Source organism: Candidatus Binatia bacterium, from assembly GCA_023150935.1.
In the GTDB taxonomy this organism is placed as follows: Bacteria; Desulfobacterota; Binatia; order HRBIN30; family HRBIN30; genus JAKLJW01.
Map to the genome: position 1 here is coordinate 84,974 of JAKLJW010000017.1, position 15,726 is coordinate 100,699.

The window sequence follows — 15,726 nt, forward strand, 5'->3', positions numbered from 1 at the left end:
CGCGGTCGCGTTGACAACCGCGCGGCCGTGCGCCACTACCAGCAGAGACGGCCCCGGGCCGGCCGGATGCCCGGTACGCCCCGCCGCAAGGAGCCATCGTTCATGAGCGAGTACAGCGCGTGGTTCGAGTGCATCAATGGATGTCAGAACCGCTTCAGTCTCTTCGAGGTTATCTACCAGTGCCCGAGCTGCGGCGATCTGCTGGACGTGGTCCACGACGTTGCGGCACTGCGTCGTCGCTCCGCGGCCGCCTGGATGCAGTTGTTCGACGACCGCTACCGTCGCAACACCTTTCCGTTCGGCTCCGGCGTCTGGGGCAAGAAGGAATGGGTGGTGCCGTTCATCGACGTCGAAAACATCGTGTCCACTTACGAGGGGTGCACCAATCTGTTCTGGGCCGAACGCTACGGCAAACTCCTCGGCGTCGAGGACCTCTGGGTCAAACAGTGCGGCAACTCGCATACCGGATCGTTCAAAGACCTCGGCATGACGGTCCTCGTCTCGGTGGTCAAGCAAATGATCGCCGAGGGGCAGACGATCCACGCCATCGCCTGCGCATCGACCGGCGACACCTCGGCTGCCCTCGCCAACTACTGCGCGGCGGCAGGGATCCCCGCGGTCGTCCTGCTCCCCCGGCACAAAGTGTCGCCGGCCCAACTCGTGCAACCCCTGGCCAACGGCGCCCTGGTGCTCAGCCTCGACACCGACTTCGATGGCTGCATGGCTCTCGTCAAGAGCATCACCACGGAAAAGACCGTCTACCTCGCCAACTCGATGAACAGTTTGCGTCTCGAGGGTCAGAAGACCGTCGGCATCGAAATCGTACAACAGTTCGACTGGGAAGTTCCCGACTGGATCGTGATTCCCGGCGGCAATCTTGGGAACGTGAGCGCCCTCGGCAAGGGCCTACTGTTGATGCGCGAACTCGGGCTGACGCAAAAACTCCCGCGCATCGCCGTCGCTCAGGCGGCCCATGCAAATCCGTTGTACCTGTCGTACCTGAAGAACTTCGAAACCTTCGCGCCGGTTCAAGCCCGATCGACCCTCGCCAGCGCCATCCAGATCGGCAACCCGGTGAGTTGGAAGCGCGCCGTGCGCGTGTTGCGCGAGTTCGAGGGCGTCGTCGAACAGGCCGACGAGAACGAACTTGCCGACGAAGCGGCACGTGCCGACCGCACCGGGATGTTCAACTGCCCGCACACCGGCGTTGCCCTGGCGGCGCTGCGCAAACTCGTCGAGCGCAAGGTGATTCGCTCGAACCAGCGGGTCGTCGTCATCTCCACGGCGCACGGACTCAAGTTTGCGGAGCAGAAAACCCGCTATCACCTGCGCCAGATCGAGGGCGTGCAGTCGAAGCACGCAAACCATCCTGTCGAGCTCCCGGCGGACCTCCGTCAGGTCACCGAAGCGATTCGCCGTTACGCCGACAAGATCAAGCTCATGGAGGCCTGACGTGTCAGCCGACAAACGGCCGCCGCGGCGCCATGGCCCCGGTACCGTGGCCGTACACGGCGGCGAGCCCCACCCGAAAGCCCAGAATGCGCTGAGCACCCCGATCTTCCAGACGGCCACTTACGTCTTCGCGAACTCGCAGGAAATCGCCGATCACTTCGAGGGACGGATCGACCGCGAGGAATACGGCCGCTACGGCAACCCCACCCAGCGCGTTGCCGAGGAGAAGATCGCCGCCCTCGAAGGCGCGGACGCCGGCCTGCTCTTCGCCAGCGGCATGGCCGCCATCACAACCACCCTGTTCGCCATGCTCTCCCGAGGCGCCCACGTGGTCGTCACCGACGACGCGTACCGGCGCACCCGGCAGTTCCTGAACCAGATCCTCCGACGCTACGGCGTCGAGATCTCGACCGTGCCGGCAGGCGACTACGACCGCATGGAAGACGCGGTCCGACAGACGACCCGGCTGATATTCAGCGAATCTCCCACCAACCCGTACAACCGCATCCTGGACCTCGAACGCGTTGCCGACATTGGCCGGCGCCACCGCGTCAAGACGGTTATCGATGCCACCTTCGCCACACCCGTCAATCAGCGGCCGCTCGACTTCGGCATCGACCTCGTCATCCACTCGGCGACCAAATACCTCGGCGGCCACAACGATCTGCTCGCCGGCGCCGTCGCCGGCAGCGCGGACCTGGTCGCCGCCATCCGCGAACTGCAGGGCGTCACCGGCGGCATCCCCGATCCCTTCTCCGCCTTCCTGCTCATCCGCGGCATGAAGACCCTCGAGCTCCGCATTAACCGGCAGAACGAGAATGCCCAACGCCTCGCCGAATTCCTCGCGGCCCACCCGGCCGTCGAACGTGTCCACTACCCCGGCCTGCCCAGTCACCCGGAACACGCTGTCGCCGTCCGGCAAATGCGGGGCTACGGCGGCGTCGTGTCCTTCGAGGTCCGCGGCGACCTCGCCGCCGCGTCTCGCGTGGTCGACGCCTGCCGCATACCGCGTATCGCCCCCTCGCTCGGTGGCGTCGAAAGCCTCATCGAGCAACCCGCGCTCATGAGCTTCTACGAGCTGACCACCGAGGAACGCCTCGAAGTGGGCATCAAGGACTCCCTGATCCGTTACTCCGTGGGCATCGAGAACGCCGACGATCTGATCGCCGATCTGGCGCAGGCCCTCGATCACGGCTGAGCAACCGGCACCGGGCACACGGTACAATCCCTGTGTCGGTCAACTCCGCAGCGCCAGCCTGGTGCAGCGTCCGCTTCGGCACCGGGATCCCCTCGCGCATCAACGCGTGTAACGCGTCTTGCGCACGGCGTTGGCAGCCACGTCCGCACGGCTGACGTGATACTGGAACTTCTCGCCGTTCAGCCACCCGGGCACACGATCCCCGTAGTGCCTTTCGGGCTGGATGCGATTGAAGAACGGGGCTCCCAGCCCACCGGCGTTACCGTTGTTGCCGCCCGGCAAGGCATTCACCGCTTTAATGCCGGCCGGGTCGAGATCGACCACCAACCGCATCGAGGGCCCGCCGGAGAACGTGTAGTCGTCACTGTTCCAGCTATACGACGCCGGGTTGACCGTAAACCGGCCGCCCGGGGCCGCAAAGGGGCCGAGATCCCAGCTCCCGATGCCGGCCTGGCCGAAGAAGTGCTGGAAGCGCACCTGATGGATGGCCCCCCATAGCCAGTTTTCCGGCTCCGTCGTGGCGAACTCGTCGGCGAGAAATTCGAGTCCATCGCGCAAAGCACCCAGCAGCATCTCGTCTCGCGTCTCCACCGCGGGGGTTTGCCGGTCGTCCCACAGACTGCTCTCGCCGTTATCGCCCTTCGTGTGGACAAGGAATCCTGCATCCTCGCGATCGATATCCTCGAGGATGTGCAGGATGGCCTTGGTTGCCTCTTCGCCGCCGGGGGCACCGATGCCCGTGCCGGCGAAGTCATCGGCAAGCACCCGCCGCCCGAGCCGCGTCGCCCAGCCGGTGAATATCGAGGCTGCGATCGCATCGCTGCGTTCCTCCGCCGATACCGGCACGGTGCGCGGCGGAACGTCGGTCCGCAGCGCCGCCGGGTCTATTCCCGACGCCATGTCGTACGGTGCCGAACCCGCTTTCGCCTCGCCCCACGCTTCCAGCCGGGTAAGGGCATCGGCCATCGCCGGAGTCACGAGGTCGGGACGATTGCGAGCCGCAGTCAGGAGAAACGGCATTAGGCGCGCGGCCTCCAGGCTGGCCGTGTCGTACTGGTAAGCCGACATGTCCGCCATGGTGATCTTCGCGCCCGGTGGCCGGACCCCGTTGCGGTTACTGAGCAACTCTTGGATGCGCTCCTGGCGGAAACCGATGTCCGCCGAGTACGTCAGGTATATGGCGTCGTTGAGCGGATCGTTATCGAGGGTGTTGCCGATCTGGTCATTGTTCGCCGTGGCGAGGAATCCCTCGGCCGGATTTGTCGCTTGCGGTATCTTCTCGGCCGGCAGCCACAGCGTCCGTCCCTCGCTATCGGTGAGCCACTCGGCGTCACCGGTGCCCGACACCGGGAGATACGGTACTACCTCGGCGGGGCGCTGGGGAATCAACACGCGCGGGAAGTACGCTATGTCGCCGTTGACATCCGCCCACACCCAGTTCTGCGCTCCCACGGAGAAGTTCCTGAGCGCGTCTCTGAACTCCGCCACGTTGCGCGCCCGGTTGATCTCGAGCAGGAAGCGGGGATCGTTGGTGATCTCGTGTCCGGTCCAACGGAACGACATCCCCGTGGCCGCCAGACCGACGACGTCGTCCCGCAGGTTGGGATCGGGTGCCATCGGCCCGTGGTGAGGCACAACCTCGATCACGAAAGTGGCGGGACTGCGCTTCTTGATGTGGAAGGTTTCCTCGATCCGCAGCACCGGCACCTGGCGACCCTCGAACAGCACCGTGCGCGGCGACGCGGGGTAATCCGGCGGGGTAGTGATAGTCTCGACGTAAACGTCGGTAACGTCGAACACGGCTACCGTGCCGCCCCATGCCCCGCGGTCGCTGTGTCCCAGAATGACCCCGGGCAGGCCGGGGAACATCACCCCGTTGGCGTAGCTCTGGTGCCCGTCCGGGTGCGGCGAATTGAGGTGAATCATGTGCCACACGGGCGGGTTAAACAGCGCCAGATGCGGGTCGTTCGCCAGCATGGCGTGACCGGTCGCCGACAGGCGCGGCGACACGATCCAGTTGTTGCTGCCAAGTCCCCTGGCCCGGTCGCCAAACGGATTCTTGGCCCGCGTTTCCGCCAACGCCGCCGCCAGCGCATCCAGGGTCTCCGGCGACGGCAACGCGGGAATGACCTGTGGGACCGCTACCCGCTCCGCTGCCCCCCGGCCGGACACCGGCAACACGGTCGCTGGCGAGCCGGGGGCGGACCGGAAGACGTCGCGCCGCACGGCTTTCGGAACTTTCTTCCAGATGCGCGCGAAGTTGATCTCCTCGCCCAGGGTCTCGGACAGACTCCACGCCTGCAGCCGTGCGATGGCCATGGTATCCTGCGGCCGCCACGGTTCGAGCTGATCGGGTTTCAGTCCAATGAGCAGTATCTCGGCATACTCCGGCGGCAGCGTCGCGCCATTCTTGCCTGCCCGGAGATCCGCGAGCCACGCGTTGACCCCGGCGGCGTACGACCTGACGACATTCGCCGTCTCGGCGTCCGTCGATTCGATGTGCTCCCACAGCACGTCCTGCAGGCGCCGGCCGTCCCGCGTGGTAAACACGGTCCTCATCTCGACGTCCATCTCCAGCGTCACGCGACCGAGTATCTCGCTCAGTCGCCCTTCGGCCACACGCCGGAACGCATCCATCTGCCAGAAGCGCGCCGCCGCCGTCAGGTATCCCTGCATGAAGATGGCGTCGTCGAGGCTCCCGGCATAAACGTGCGGTACCCCGAGAGCGTCGTCGACCACGTCCACCTGACCTTGCAGCCCGGAGAGATCCACGGTGGCGGCCGTCGGAAGTTCGGCAATCGGGTCGGCGGCGCCGGGGGCCGGCGGCACGGGCGCGCCGTCGTTGTCACCGCACGCCATGAACCCCAGAATGCACACCAGAACCCCGACCGGGGCCATTCGACGACCACGCATCTCGACCTCCCTGTCACCTGGCGCCGGGGCAACGCCGTCCCCACCGGCAATCGGTAACGCTTTGAACCCTTTCGCATCTAGGAGCACCGGTCGCGGTTAGTCAACCGGACCGCGCCGGCGACGCTCGCCTCTTGATGTCGAGCCACAAAACCGCAACAGTCGCCGCGGAGGTTACCCATTGCGGCCTGGGGGTAAGACGCGGCGCCCGTGGACTGGCGGCGGATCTCAGCCCGTGCATCGACGGTGGCGCGGGCGGTTTCCGGCCTTGCTGGTGTGGGCACTCGTCTCCGCCGGCGCCGTCACGGCAGAGCCGGCTTACGACGTACCGCGGCGCGAGGACCACGGGGATCTGATCGTCCTGCACGTGTACGGCTCGTACTACGACATGGGACGGCAGCAGGTAAGTCTGCTGGGGGACGTCGCCCGACGGATGTACGAGTATCACCTCGAGAAGTACCGCCGTCACGTTGCGGGCGGCGGCATGCGCCTGAGAATCGTCGACTTCGGCGCGACGGTCCTGCCCATCGTCGGTCCATGGTTCGAAGAAAGCGGTTTCTTCGACGAGATGAATGGCGTTGCCGACGGCCTCGGGGTGCCGCGAGCCGACCTGTTGCGGGCGGTTATGGCTTCTTCGTTCGGATCGACGGTCTTTGCGGCGACCGGGGCCGCCACCGCCGACGGCGGCGCGCTTATCGGGCGCAACGTCGACTGGGGCGACGGGAATGGCGTCCTGCGTCCGGTCCTTGTCCTTGCGCACCCGAGCAACGGCGACATGCCGTACATCCTCGGCGGTTGGCCTCTCATCGGCCTTCCTGCGATCGGCATGAACGCGGCGGGTTTCTCGTTGTCGTTCAATTTCTTCATCACCGACGAATTCATGGGAATACCGCCACAGATGCGCGATCGTCGCGCGCTGCAGACGGCACGCACCGTCGCTGACGGCATTCGGGTATTCACCGAGGTCGGCAAGCGCGCCATGCCGACTTTCATGGTGATGGCCGACGCCGCCGGCGAGATTGCCATGCTCGAATGCACCCCCAGCGCCTGCGCCACCTTCCGTCCGGAGGGCGACTGGTTCGCGCAGGCCAATCACGCCCGCACGCCGGTGATGATCCCGTTCGATCGCTATCGATCTCCCGACTCGTTCGAGCGCCTGGCGGCAATGGAGGCAGCGGTACGCCCCCACGTCGGTCGACTGACGCCGCTGCTGGCATCGCAGATCCTTCGCGATCGCTCGAATACGCGTTACGTGACCGATCCCAGCGTCGCCAATGTTTTCGTGCTCAACGCCGCGGTGTTGCAACCCGCGACCAGGACCCTCTGGCACGCCGTCACGATGGAACCCGCGGCGCCCTTTGGCGCGTACCGGCCGTTCTCGGTCGCCACCGACCTGACCCAGACCCCGTCCCTGCCGGCCGACCCGCGTGTCGACACGCCGGAGTTTGCCCGCGAACAGGCACTGCTTGCCCGCGCCCGCCAGGCGGTGCGCGAATACGAGGCCGGCAACTCGGCGGCGGCCGGCACGATCTGGGACGACCTGGCGACCGACGAATCCGGGATGCTGCACCCGGATCGACTGGCCTTTGCGCGCGCGATGGTGCGCTGGCGGCTGGGCGACGCGCTCGGTACGGACCGACTGTTGGCCGGGATCGATTTGGAGCGAGCGCCCTTCGAGGTGCGAGTCGCCGCGCTCCTCGCCCGCGCGATCGTCGCCGACGAGCGCGGGCAGCGCGCCGCCGCCCTCGTTGCTTATCGGGAAGCGCTGGCAGCCCTCGACGCGGCGCCGCAGTACACCGACTTCGGTACCGCCGGGGTGCGCGACCACGCCCAGGCCGGCCTCGCCGCCCCACTGAGCCGCGCCGTCGTCGAACCCATCCCGCATCTCCAGTACCTGCCGGAGTGACCGGTGGGCGCACCCCATGAACAGGGTAATCCGAGAGACATTCCGGCGGACGGCGTGAACAGCCTGGGAGAGCCTGCAATCCTCCCCAAGATCTTCGCAGGACAGGAATGTGAGGCGGGCATTTGAGGCGAGGTGGCGCCCGTCAAAGCGCTGGTCTTTACCCGGGTTGAGGTGGGCGGCAACAAGCGACAGTCCTTGACGCCGGCCGGTTCGCGGTGGATTTTGCACGATGCTCGCGGACGGGACGATCGAGGCATTTCGCCTCCAGAGCGGGTTTTGCGAACGCTTCGATTCTCCGCTTTACGCCGAGTTCCTCGCGCGCGCCGCTGACGACATCGAGGCGGGCGGCCCAATTGCGGACGTGCTCGACGGCTGGCAGGGCTTGCCGATGGCCGACGCTCTGCCGTTGCGCCTCCTTGGCGCCGCTCACCGCATGGTGCTCGAAGGCACCGCTCCCCAGCTCGCGCGCTTCTATCCCACCGCCGGTGGGACCCCGCACATGCCCGATGCCTGGCTCGCGTTTAGCGATCTAGTCAGGGCGCGCGCCGACGAGTTCCGCGCGGGCCTCGCCCGCCAGGTACAGACGAACGAGATTCGTCGCAGCGCCGCCCTGCTCGGCGGCTTCCTCGCCCTCGCCAACGAACACGGCTTGCCGCTGCGCGGCCTCGAGATCGGGAGCAGCGCCGGCCTGAACCAGCGCTGGCACCGTTACCGGTACGAGTTAGCGGCATGCGAGCCCGATCGACCGCCGCCGGTCACGACTTTCCGACCCGCCTGGGGAGACCCGGCAGCGGCCGTGGTGGTGCGCTGCGGCTGGAACGGCGACGATGCCGTTCTGCGCGGCCGGGTCCAGGTGGCGTCGATGGCTGGATGCGACATCGCGCCCATCGACCTCGCCGACGTCGAGCAAGCCCGCACTCTCGAGGCATTCGTATGGGCTGACCACGTGGAGAGGCTCGGACAACTCCGCACCGCCATCGCCGCGGCGCGCTGCGATCCCCCCCGAATCATGCGCCGCGCCGCAGCGGACTGGCTGGCCGAGCAGCTCGACCCATCGGTCCAGGGCGTTATCTCCATCGTTTTCCACTCGATCATGTGGTGGTACCTGTCGGAAGACGAACGCACACGCGTTACGGAAACGATCGCCGCCGCCGGGAAGCGCGCGACACGGGCTGCGCCCGTCGCCTGGCTCCGTCTCGAAATGTTCGGCACGCCGAAAGCCGAGCTCCGCCTGACTTCGTGGCCCGGGGGCTTAGAGCGCACACTCGCCCGCGCCGATCCCCAGGGGCGATGGGTAACCTGGTTGGGTACGTGCGGACCTTGTTGACCGTCGGCACGCGCGCCGGTGGGACCTGAGCTGGTTCATGGGGGTAATCGACGAGTCGATTGCTCGCCGCGCCAATCGCAAGGGCAACTGCACTGGACGCTTCCGGGAGAAGCGGTTTCACTCGCCGGCACCACTCGATGAGGGGACGTCCGTTCGCTACGGGGTCGTGACGCCTCCCTGACCGGCCCTCCAGGGCAGGTGTAGCGGTTGCCCACGTGGCCGCCCGCCCGTTCCAAGGTCAATCGACGACTGAGCGTCTCGTGAGTGTCTCGTCAGTTGCGGGTCAGTTGCGCCAGTTGCCCGAAGTTCTCTCAGGTGGGCGTTGACGCGACCTCGCTGTGGTGCGACACTGCCCGCGGTTTGTCGCTTGACTACGGGGAGGTAACCAATGTCGTCACATCTGCGTCTTTGCTTGCTCGCTCGGGTTGCTGCGGCGGCAGCGCTAACTGTTCTATGGATCGGGGCAGCCCATGCTCAGCCGGGGACGCTGATCAAGACGATCGCGCTCCCGGTGACCGGTTTCGGCGTCAGCGTCGCCGCCGACTGCACCGGAAACATCTTCTACACGAACGCCAGCGATTCGAACCTTTACACGATCGACAAGGATGGGAACCTCCTCGACACTACGCCGGTCACGGCGGCCGGCAGCGGTACGCCGCTGTTCATGGACGAGTTCGCCTGGGATGAGGGTCGTAAGGTTCTGTGGGCACAGGAGCACAACACCAATCCCATCAACGTGTACCAGCTCGATCCGACTACGGGCGTCGCGACTTTCGCCTTTGCGGGCGGATCGAGCATCGGCTCCTTCCGCGACGGGATCGGATACGACGGTACCGACGACAGTCTCTGGATCAGTGGCGACGTGAGCAGCGTCATCGATCACTACACGACCACTGGCGCGTTCATCAATCAGATCACCCCGAAGAACGCCGGTGGTGGCACCCTCGGCTTCATCAGCGGCGTCGTGGTCGGGAACGGCGATTTGCTCTATCTCGGGCAGAACGGCCTCGTGCAGATCGTTCAAGTCGAGAAGAGCGATGGCGACTTCCTGGGCGTGTTCGCCTCGCCGGGCGGTACGCGCGACGAGGGTCTGGAGTGCGACCCGGTGAACTTCGCACCCAACCTGGCCCTGCTCTCCCGCGAGGCCGAGGGAGGTGGCGCTATTGCCGTCATCGAGCTGGAACCGGGGACGTGTTCCTGCGGTGGTGGCCCCCCCGTACAGACCTCTCCGGTGCCCGCTTTCTCGCCCGTCGGCATGGCCGTGGCCAGTCTGGTCGTTGCGGTTGGCGGGTTCCTCGCCGCACAGCGCCGCCGCAACTAGACATCCCTCGTCATAACCGAAACCAGGGACCGGGCCGGCATGACCGGTCCGGTCCCTGCGCTTTCAGGTACGACAGACGAGGCATCTCCGACAGCGGACTTCCCACGTTGTTATACAGCCCCCTTCCGGGTCATCTTTCGCGTCTTGCGCGACACCTGTGCTCACCGAGAACACGGGCGCCGTGCCTTCTCGACGTCGTGCCGTTTCCGTCACTCACGGAAGGCAGGGACCGGCGCGGCGCACTGCCGCGTACCGCCGAGCTGCACCGACAGCGTGTCGCAGCTCACCTGCCCACGGTTGCCGCTCTTCGAACAGCCCAATGATGAACATTCGCAAAGATACGGACCAGACGCGGATCAAAAAACCAGGGGGCTGGCCCCTCTCGGAGCCAACCCCCTGATTTCCTTACTCCCCGGGCCGGACTCGAACCAGCGACCAATCGGTTAACAGCCGATCGCTCTACCGACTGAGCTACCGGGGACCACGTTGCGGCCGCGTCGACGATCTTCGACCACGCGGAAAAAGGGGTGGGTACCATAGGCATTGTGGGGCTGCAAGGCGTTGCTCGTCGCTCTTACCGCGCGGGCCGTCGTTCGCCGTTTGCCAGCGTCCGTGGCCTGCCCTATACCAGCGGCGTTACAGGGAAACGTTTGTCGCATGCCCCACCGAAACACCCCTGCGGACCGTGCTGCGCTTGGCGCCGAGACGCAGTGCGCCGAAGCCGCGGAGAAGAGGTGACTCCCGATGTGCTACGTCTGCCCGAAGTGCCGCGAAACCTACACCGTACAGCCCCCGGGCGGCACGTGCACCAACTGCGGCGCGACGCTGGTGCCGGACGTGGAATCGCGTGAAGCGGAACAGCGCGGCGAACCCGAGGGAGTTTTCTCTCCCCGGCGACGACTGTAAGTGAGCCTCGACCTCAATCGGAAAACTGTCGACCCGAACTCATGTCCGAGTTGATCACCATGTGGCGGAACACGCGCATGGTCGTACTGACGGCCATGAGCGCGTCGCTCTACGCCGCCATCTTGATCCCCTTCAAGGTCCTGCCCATCATCCCCGGAGTGACCGAGTTCCGCCCCGCAAACGCAGTGCCAGTCGTGTGCTCCTTCCTGTTCGGTCCGGCCGCGGCCTGGGGTGCCGCCATTGGCAATGTCATCGGCGACTTCTTCGGCGGTATCGGCCCCGGCGACTTCTTCGGCTTCTTCGCCAACTTCCTTTACGGCTGCGTGCCCTACAAAGCATGGGAGGCGCTGACCGATCGCGACCCGATCCCGACATCCCCGGCCACCTGGATCGCCTTCACCGGGGTCGTCCTGCTGGCCAGTGCCGTGTGCGCCCTCGTGGTCGGTTGGGGCATCAATCTGCTCGGCTTCGTCCCCTTCTCCGTGCTCGGCAATGTGGTTCTGGTCAACAATTTCGCCGTGGCGGCCGTGCTGACACCCTTCCTGCTCGCCGTTATCTACCCACGCGTAAAGCGTGGCCGGCTGCTCTACAAGGACCTCCTGCCCCCTAGACCACGCCGTCCACGCCCGGTTCGCCTGCTTGCCCTCGCCCTGCTCGTCGCCGCCGCCGGCGCCGGGATGCTCCTCGGCAACCTCCTGTCCACCGGCGCTCTCGTTCTCCCCCTCGTCGGTGCCGGCGCCGGCACCCATGGACTCGCCGTCGGTATCGGCCTGCTGCCGATCGTCGCGCTTATCGTTCTGGCGCTGTACCTGCTGTAGCGTGCGCTCCCCCGCCCCAATCGCCGTCCGGCTGGACCGCGTTTCGTTCACTTACGCCGAACAGACGCGCCCCGCCCTCCACGAGGTGTCGCTGACCGTACACCGCGGCGAAATGGTCGTCGTCATGGGCGCCACGGGCGCCGGCAAGACGACCCTCGCCAAGACGATCAACCGCACCGTGCCGACGTTCCAGCACGGGACACTCACCGGCACCGTGACCGTCCTGGGCCGCCTGCTGGCAACCGAGAGCGTCGCCCAACTCGCCGGCCTCGTCGGCCTCGTCTCGCAGGACTTCGAGGCCCAGCTCTTTTCGACCAACGTCGTCCAGGAAATCGCCTTCGGCATGGAACAGCTCGGCGTTCCGCCCACGGAAATGCGCCGCCGAGTACCGGCCGCGCTCGCCGCCGTGGGACTCACCGGCTTCGAGCGCCGCGATCCGACGACTCTCTCGGGCGGCGAGAAGCAACGCCTGGCAATCGCAGCGACTCTGGCACTGCAGCCCAATATCCTCGTCTTCGACGAACCGACCACGGACCTCGACCCGATCGGCAAGCTCGAGATCTTTGCCGTCCTGGGACGCATGCGGAAAGACGGCATGACCATGCTCGTCATCGAACACGAAAGCGCCGCCGCCGAAGACGCCGACCGACTGGTTGTCCTGCACGAGGGACGCGTCGTGGCCGACGACACACCGGCGCGGCTGCTGCCACAGGTCGATTTCCTGCGCGCGCACGGCGTTCGCCCGCCCGACCTGCATTCCGTGGCCACCGCACTGCGACTGGAACCCGTCCCGCGCTCGATCGACGATGCCGAAGCGGCACTGCGCCGGCGCCACCCGTCGAACCCGCCGCAGACCGCAACCCCCGTCGCCGCCGCGGCACCGCCGCATGGGCACCCAGCGCCGATCGTCGAGGCTCGCGATCTCACCCTCGCTTACGAAGCGGGAACGCGCGCCCTCGACGGCGTCTCGCTCGCAATCTTCCCGGGCGAACTCGTTGCCCTGATCGGGCAGAACGGTTCCGGCAAGACCACGCTGGCCAAGACGCTCAACGGGCTACTGCGTCCCGATACGGGAACCGTGCGGCTCGGCGACCGCAACCTCCACGAGCTGCCGTTGCAGCAAGTCGCCGCCGATATCGGCTACGTCTTCCAGAATCCCGACCACCAGCTCTTCGCCCCCACCGTGCTCGACGAAGTAGCGTTCGGACCGCGCAATCTCGGCGTCACCGAAGAGGAACTCGAAGACCGGGTGCAGACCGCCCTGGCCGCCGTCGGGTTGCTGGGCTGCGAGGGCGAGGATCCGTTCCTGCTCGGCAAGGGACAAAGGGAGCGCCTCGCGGTCGCCTCCCTGCTGGCCATGCGGCCGCGGCTGCTGATCCTCGACGAGCCGACCACCGGCCTCGACTACACCGAGCAGGTCCGCATGCTCGACCTGATCGCCGCTCTGCACCGGGGCGGCATGGCCATTCTGATGATCACGCACAGCCCGTGGGTCGTCGCCGAGTACGCCGAGCGCGGCGTCCTGATGCAGAGCGGGCGCATCCGCTTCGACGGCCCGTTGCGAAATCTGTTCGCCGAGGAGGACTTGCTCGCGGCCTCGCACTTCCGGGTGCCGGATGCCACCCGGCTGGGCCGCCGCTTCGGGTTTACGCCGTTGTCAGTCGCGGAGTTGGTCGCCGCACTCGCCGGACCGCCAGGGGAGCGTTGAGCCGTGCCGCTGTTTCTCTACATCGAACCGCCGACCCGCCTGCACGCACTGCACCCGATCGTGAAGGTCGTCGGCATGCTCGCGGTGTTCGTGGCGGCGTTCGTCGGCGAACGACCCGTAAGCCTGCTGCCGCTGACGACGCTGGCGGTCCTGTTGATAGCTGCCGCTAACGGATTCCCGAACGTACGCCGCCTGCGCTGGCTGTTCGGGCTGGTCTTTGCGATGACCTTCGCCATCTGGACGTTGTTCTTCCGCGGCGGTACGCCGCTGCTGCAATGGGGGCCGCTGCAAGTAAGTCGGGCCGGCCCCGAATTCGCGCTTGGGATGGCACTGAAGCTCGTAACGTTCCTGTCCATCGGCGTGGTGTTTCTATCGACAACGAAAATCGAGGAACTGGCCTGGGCGCTGACGCGTCTGGGGATGCCTTACAAGCTCGGTTTCACCATGACGCTGGCCTTCCGCCTGGTACCCGTGTTCATCGATTCGGCCACGACGGTGGTACAGGCGCAGCGCTGCCGCGGCTTCGACTTCGACACGGGCGGAATCGCCCAGCGAGTGCGCCGGTACGTGCCGGTAATCGTGCCCGTATTCATGGGCGCTTTGCGGCGCGCCGACGGCATGGCGATGGCCCTCGAAGGGCGCGGCTTCCAGTCGGGGCACCGGCGGACCACCTACGATCATTACCGTTTCCGCGGCACCGATGCCGTGGCATTGCTGGCCGCACTGGTAGTCGCCGCCGCCTACGTCGCACTGTGGTACGCGGGATTCACCGCGGTGCCGCTAACCTAGGCCGCCGACATGAGGACGAACTCCCGCGTCCGCCCGCCCCGGCCCCGAACTTCGTCGCGCTCGGCAGGTCCAGCCGCGCCATGAAGGAACGCGGCGTGTCCAGGGAATCCGTCCTCGATCTCGCGGTATTCGCGGCGCTGGCCGTCGGAACGCTGGTCTTCTGGCAATTCCGCATCGTGCAGACGGGGTACGAACTCGCTGCTCCGTCCAACGATCTCTTCATGCAGATCTACCCGATGTCCCACCGGGCCTTCGCGTGGTGGCGCGACGGGCAGATCCCACTGTGGAACCCGTTTCAGTATTGCGGCGTTCCGCTGCTAGCCACCGTGCTCTACGGCATCTTCTATCCGCTGAACGTGTTCTATCTGCTGGTACCGCGCACCGAGGTCGCCATCGAGTGCACGGTGGTTCTCCACCTCTTTGCCGCCGGCCTCTTCATGTATCTGTACTGCCGCACCATTCGTCTCGGTCGTTGGGCGGCAGTGGCCGGCGCCGTGGTGTTCATGTGGTCCGGCTTCCTCGTGTTGGAGGCCCTCTGGTTTACTCCGGCGCTGTCGGCGGCGGTATGGCTGCCGCTCGGGTTCCTCGCCATCGAAAAGATCTTCTCCGACCGGCGCTTGCGCTGGGCTGTCCTGCTGGCCACAGCGGTAGCCATGCCCCTGCTCGCAGGGTGGCTGCAGACCTGGCTTTACTCGATGTATGCGCTCGCCGCGTACTCGGCGGTGCGACTGACCGCCGCGTGGTTTCGTCCAGGCGAGAGACGTCACCTCGTTCGGCTGGGCGGTCTGCTTGCCGCCGGCGCGGCGATCGGCCTGGGCCTGACCGCCGTTCAGCTCCTGCCGACGCTGGAGTTGCAAAGTCTCGGGCCGCGACGCCCGGGGGGTCTTTCAATCGCACAGATGCTCGCCTACGGCCCCGTCGCGCCCGGCAAACTGCTCGCGGAAACCGTGGATTCCCGTGCCGGACATCCCCGCTTCTCTTATCTCGGCATATTGCCGCTGCTTCTTGCGCCCCTCGCCTTCTGTACGCGCGGCGATCGCGTACGCGTGGCATTTCTCTGGTGCGTCCTCCTGCTCTCTGCCGGCTTTGCACTGACGGTCCACACACCCCTGTTCTCGTTGTATCGCGCCCTGCCCGCGGCAACGTGGTTTCGCATTCCCAACCGCATCCTGTTCCTTTACGCGTTCGCCGGCGCGGTCCTCAGCGGCATCGGCCTCGACACCGTGATGAGCGCGGCACGCGACCGGCCCGGCCGGCGCCGGTGGTGGGTGCTCGGTCCGATTCTCTTGCCGGGTGTGTTCTGGCTCCTGGCGGTGAACATGCCGGGGCGTAGTCGCCTGTATGCGGTCGCCGGTGTCATCGGCATCGCCGCCGTCTTGCTCCTCGGGCCA

Annotated in this window: 11 protein-coding genes and 1 tRNA gene; 10 read left to right on the forward strand and 2 right to left on the reverse strand. The window is 66.4% G+C overall.

All coding sequences use genetic code 11. The features are described from left to right. The first annotated feature begins 102 nt into the window (after nt 1–102). Together thrC and L6Q96_11965 are read left to right on the forward strand one after the other, a co-directional pair. Entirely contained in the window at nt 103–1,452 is a 1,350-nt protein-coding gene (thrC, locus tag L6Q96_11960; protein ID MCK6555275.1) for a threonine synthase, read from the forward strand. Nucleotide 1,453: 1 nt separating this feature from the next. Next, nucleotides 1,454–2,650 (forward strand): aminotransferase class I/II-fold pyridoxal phosphate-dependent enzyme, encoded by a 1,197-nt coding sequence (locus L6Q96_11965; GenBank protein MCK6555276.1) that lies wholly within the window; start codon nt 1,454–1,456, stop codon nt 2,648–2,650. A 99-nt stretch (nt 2,651–2,749) separates the two neighbouring features. Here the strand turns inward: L6Q96_11965 and L6Q96_11970 are convergent, their stop codons facing one another. Then, the gene (locus L6Q96_11970; protein ID MCK6555277.1) at nt 2,750–5,563 is read right to left on the reverse strand and encodes a penicillin acylase family protein; all 2,814 of its coding nucleotides are present in this window, start codon (nt 5,561–5,563) and stop codon (nt 2,750–2,752) included. Nucleotides 5,564–5,795: 232 nt separating this feature from the next. Between L6Q96_11970 and L6Q96_11975 the strand changes: the two genes are divergently transcribed. The 3 genes from L6Q96_11975 to L6Q96_11985 all read left to right on the forward strand — a co-directional run bounded on the left by L6Q96_11975 (nt 5,796) and on the right by L6Q96_11985 (nt 10,114). Further along, nucleotides 5,796–7,466: a C45 family peptidase gene (locus L6Q96_11975; GenBank protein MCK6555278.1), complete on the forward strand. Its 1,671-nt coding sequence runs from the start codon at nt 5,796–5,798 to the stop codon at nt 7,464–7,466. Nucleotides 7,467–7,695: 229 nt separating this feature from the next. Then, nucleotides 7,696–8,793, forward strand: a complete 1,098-nt coding sequence (locus L6Q96_11980) for a DUF2332 domain-containing protein (protein ID MCK6555279.1) — start codon at nt 7,696–7,698, stop codon at nt 8,791–8,793. Between the two features lie 388 nt (nt 8,794–9,181). After that, nucleotides 9,182–10,114, forward strand: coding sequence for a hypothetical protein (locus tag L6Q96_11985; protein ID MCK6555280.1), 933 nt, complete (start codon nt 9,182–9,184; stop codon nt 10,112–10,114). Nucleotides 10,115–10,522: 408 nt separating this feature from the next. Here the strand turns inward: L6Q96_11985 and L6Q96_11990 are convergent. Further along, a tRNA-Asn gene (locus tag L6Q96_11990) sits at nt 10,523–10,595 on the reverse strand. A gap of 263 nt (nt 10,596–10,858) precedes the next feature. On the opposite strand from L6Q96_11990, the gene L6Q96_11995 reads away from it, so the two are divergent. The 5 genes from L6Q96_11995 to L6Q96_12015 all read left to right on the forward strand — a co-directional run. Further along, nucleotides 10,859–11,020: a hypothetical protein gene (locus L6Q96_11995; GenBank protein ID MCK6555281.1), complete on the forward strand. Its 162-nt coding sequence runs from the start codon at nt 10,859–10,861 to the stop codon at nt 11,018–11,020. A 41-nt stretch (nt 11,021–11,061) separates the two neighbouring features. Next, a complete protein-coding gene (locus L6Q96_12000) occupies nt 11,062–11,838 on the forward strand; it encodes a QueT transporter family protein (GenBank protein MCK6555282.1) in 777 nt (258 codons plus the stop codon). A gap of 1 nt (nt 11,839) precedes the next feature. Then, on the forward strand, nt 11,840–13,546 hold the full coding sequence (locus L6Q96_12005; GenBank protein ID MCK6555283.1) for an energy-coupling factor transporter ATPase: 1,707 nt from the start codon (nt 11,840–11,842) through the stop codon (nt 13,544–13,546). Between the two features lie 3 nt (nt 13,547–13,549). After that, the gene (locus L6Q96_12010; protein MCK6555284.1) at nt 13,550–14,335 is read left to right on the forward strand and encodes an energy-coupling factor transporter transmembrane protein EcfT; all 786 of its coding nucleotides are present in this window, start codon (nt 13,550–13,552) and stop codon (nt 14,333–14,335) included. 95 nt (nt 14,336–14,430) lie between these two features. Next, nucleotides 14,431–15,726: YfhO family protein (locus L6Q96_12015; protein ID MCK6555285.1), on the forward strand; the 1,296-nt coding region annotated here is incomplete at its 3' end.

Bases quoted from the DNA above. Each gene is read 5' to 3' on its own strand.
- L6Q96_11985 (MCK6555280.1), top strand. From the start codon at position 9,182: ATGTCGTCACATCTGCGTCTTTGCTTGCTCGCTCGGGTTGCTGCGGCG.
- L6Q96_11970 (MCK6555277.1), bottom strand. From the start codon at position 5,563: ATGCGTGGTCGTCGAATGGCCCCGGTCGGGGTTCTGGTGTGCATTCTG.
- L6Q96_12000 (MCK6555282.1), top strand. From the start codon at position 11,062: ATGTCCGAGTTGATCACCATGTGGCGGAACACGCGCATGGTCGTACTG.
- L6Q96_11995 (MCK6555281.1), top strand. From the start codon at position 10,859: ATGTGCTACGTCTGCCCGAAGTGCCGCGAAACCTACACCGTACAGCCC.
- thrC (MCK6555275.1), top strand. From the start codon at position 103: ATGAGCGAGTACAGCGCGTGGTTCGAGTGCATCAATGGATGTCAGAAC.
- L6Q96_11980 (MCK6555279.1), top strand. From the start codon at position 7,696: ATGCTCGCGGACGGGACGATCGAGGCATTTCGCCTCCAGAGCGGGTTT.